At 42.6% G+C, this 3013-nt stretch carries 3 protein-coding genes; all 3 read right to left on the bottom strand.

All coding sequences use genetic code 11. The features are described from left to right. Positions 1 to 1108, bottom strand: a 1108-nt coding sequence (locus STRDD04_RS03090) for a cache domain-containing sensor histidine kinase (RefSeq protein ID WP_062199265.1), incomplete at its 3' end; no start/stop codon positions are given. Beyond that, on the bottom strand, positions 1105 to 1839 hold the full coding sequence (locus STRDD04_RS03095) for a response regulator transcription factor (RefSeq protein WP_062199266.1): 735 nt from the start codon (positions 1837 to 1839) through the stop codon (positions 1105 to 1107). The genes STRDD04_RS03095 and STRDD04_RS03090, both read right to left, overlap by 4 nt. Before the next feature lie 59 nt (positions 1840 to 1898). Continuing rightward, on the bottom strand, positions 1899 to 3005 hold the full coding sequence (gene msrB, locus STRDD04_RS03100; protein WP_062199268.1) for a peptide-methionine (R)-S-oxide reductase MsrB: 1107 nt from the start codon (positions 3003 to 3005) through the stop codon (positions 1899 to 1901). Positions 3006 to 3013: the final 8 nt, after the last annotated feature.

Genomic DNA, 3013 nt, shown 5'->3' on the forward strand with positions numbered 1-3013 from the left:
GCTCATAGCGGCGGACATTTTGTTCTTCAGTCTTGACTGCTTCCATTAGTTGTTCGATTTGGTCCAGCATTTTATTGAATTGCTGAGCCAAGTCAACCAACTCTGGGGACCCCTTTGCTTCCGCTCGTAAATTTGAGTCACCTGCCCCAATCTTCAGAATGACAGCCTGTAGATTCTGAAGAGGCTTAATCCACAAACGTAGAACAAACCAAATACCAGTCAAGCACAGCAGGAGTGCTAAAATGCCCATTCCTACAAAAGAATAAAGCATCTGTGACTGAAGCATCTGTAATTGCTCTAATGAGGCAACGCCAATTAAAGTCCAGTCGCTGTCCGCAATATCAATCTGGTAGACAAAAGCCTGTTTCTGGTCTGCGTAACCGTCCTTGACCGAGATATAGGGCTGCATAGCTTTCATTTCCTGACTGGATGAATAAACACTCTTCTTGGGATGATAGACAAATTCATGCTGGCTGTTGACAATAAAGCTAAAACCCTTCTTCCCGAGCTGAAGCCGATCCAAATAGGCTTTGAGACTCTTATAGCCGATATCCAAACGCAAAACACCGAGATTCTGCCCTGCTTCATCCACTACTTCCTGAGTGACGGAAACAACCCACTTCTCCTTCTCTAATGCTAGAGACTCCTTGCGAGCAGGAGTCAAGACAGGCATGGCTCTGGTATGGACGGCTTCCTGATACCATTTTTCATTCATCATATCAGAGGATGTCTGCATGCTGATTTGAGAATCTGTCGAGACCACGCGCCCGTCCTTAGTAACCAATACTGCCGACACCAAATCCGGATCTGTCTCAATGATGGTTTTCATCAAAGACTGAACTGACGTTTCGCTGCTTTCTTGATTCTGAGCATACTTCCGAATCGTTTCTTCCTTGCTCAGTGTGGAGGTGGTTTGTTTTAATTTCTGCAAATAGGAAGCAATGAACTGCCCGCTTTGCTCCATACTATTACGAGTCGTCCGCTCTGTCAGCTGCCGAATGGTTTCTGAGCTAGTCTGATAGTAAAGACTCCCAACAACCCCCAAGAGTAAAAGAACCAGCAGAAAAATATAGACAATCAACTGGATCAGAAGCGGATACCGTTTCATTTCTCCTCTCCTTTTTTAAACTGCCGAGGTGTCAGCCCAACCACCTGCTTGAAGCGCTGAGAAAAATAGTTCATATCGTCAAAACCTACCTGCTCTGCTATTTCATAAATCTTCAAATCTGTAGTTAAGAGTAAGAGTTTTGCTTTTTTCATCCGCTCTTGAATCAAATAATCTTGAAAGGGCAGGCCTAATTCTTTTTTGATAAGAACACTTAGATAGGACGGACTAAACCCCAATTGAAAAGCCAAACTTTTCAGGTTTAATTCTGAATCAGCTAGACGCGCATGAATAGCCTCTTCCAACTCAGAGTGCTGTCCCTGATCGACCAAACTTTGAATCTGGGCCTTTTTACGCTCCTTATCAAGCTTGATCTGCAGCTTGGCCAACATCTCCTCGACATCATCTTTTGAAAATGGCTTGAGAAGATAGTCATCTGCACCTAGCTTAATGGCCGTCCGAGCATAGTCAAAATCATCATAGCCCGTCAGAAAAACGATATGGCAAGTAGGAACCTGATCTCTGACTAGCTTGGCTAGTTCGAGGCCGTTCATCTGTGGCATATTGATATCGGTCAGCAGAATGTCAGCAGGATTTTCCTGAAATTTCTGCCAAGCTTCTATCCCATTTTCAGCTTGGGCAATGACTTGCATACCAAACTGTTCATAGTCTACCAAGGACGCAATCCCCTGTCTGACCAGATACTCATCCTCTACAATCATAATTGAATACACAAGATTCAACTCCTTATTTTTACTGGATTTATTATAGCAAATTTTCGATCAAAATGCTCTTAAACATAATCCAAAAGATAACCGTAGCCCTTCTCCTCCATCTCAGCTTTTGGAATGAACTTAATTGACAGACTATTGATGCAATAGCGCAAACCGCCCTTGTCCTTAGGGCCATCAGTGAAAACATGGCCCAGATGTGAATTTCCAACCCGACTGCGAACTTCTGTCCGTGTCATGTTGAAACTCTTATCTTCTTTGTAAGTCGCAACATCTGGACTGACAGGACGGGTGAAACTCGGCCAACCGCAGCCAGAGTCAAATTTATCCTTTGATGAAAAGAGAGGTTCTCCTGTCACCACATCCACGTAGATACCAGCATCGAACTTATCCCAATAGCGATTAGAAAAAGCTCGCTCTGTGTCATTCTTTTGTGTGACTGCGTATTCTTCTGGAGAGAGCTTAGCCTTAATCTCTTCATCACTAGGCTTAGGATAGCGACTAGCTTCGATAACTGGGTAAGCAGCTTGATTGACATCGATATGGCAATATCCATTAGGATTCTTTTTTAAGTAATCCTGATGGTAATCTTCTGCCTTGATAAAGTTTTTCAGAGGTTCTTTTTCGACAGCTAAAGGCTTATCATATTTCTTAGCAACCTCATCAAAGACCTGATTAATAGTCTCAAGATCAGCTTCGTCCTTATAATAAACACCTGTCCGATATTTAGTACCTTGATCATTACCTTGTTTATTTTTAGAAGTTGGATCAATAATGCGGAAATAGTGAAGCAGAATTTCTTTTAGCGAAATTTTCTTGGCATTGTAAGTGATGTGAACAGTCTCAGCATGACCAGTTTGGGAAACTAATTCATACTTGGTTGTGTCGCTCTTACCATTTGCATAGCCAGACTCAGCATCAATGACACCTGGTACTCTGGAGAAATATTCTTCTACACCCCAGAAACAACCGCCAGCCAGATAAATCTCCCGCTTATCTTCTTCCTTGACGTCTTCTTTCTTTTGTTTGGTCACTTCTGTCTTGCTCATAGAGGCTTTCTTGATCTGTTCAGGAGATGATTGCTTACCATTCCCTGCAATCACATAGACCAGTCCAAAACAGAAAAGCAAGCCAATTAAAACCAGAAGAATCTTCCATTTACCTTCCATTTTCTTTA

It is taken from the genome of Streptococcus sp. DD04 (assembly GCF_001578725.1).
In the GTDB taxonomy this organism is placed as follows: domain Bacteria; phylum Bacillota; class Bacilli; order Lactobacillales; family Streptococcaceae; genus Streptococcus; species Streptococcus sinensis.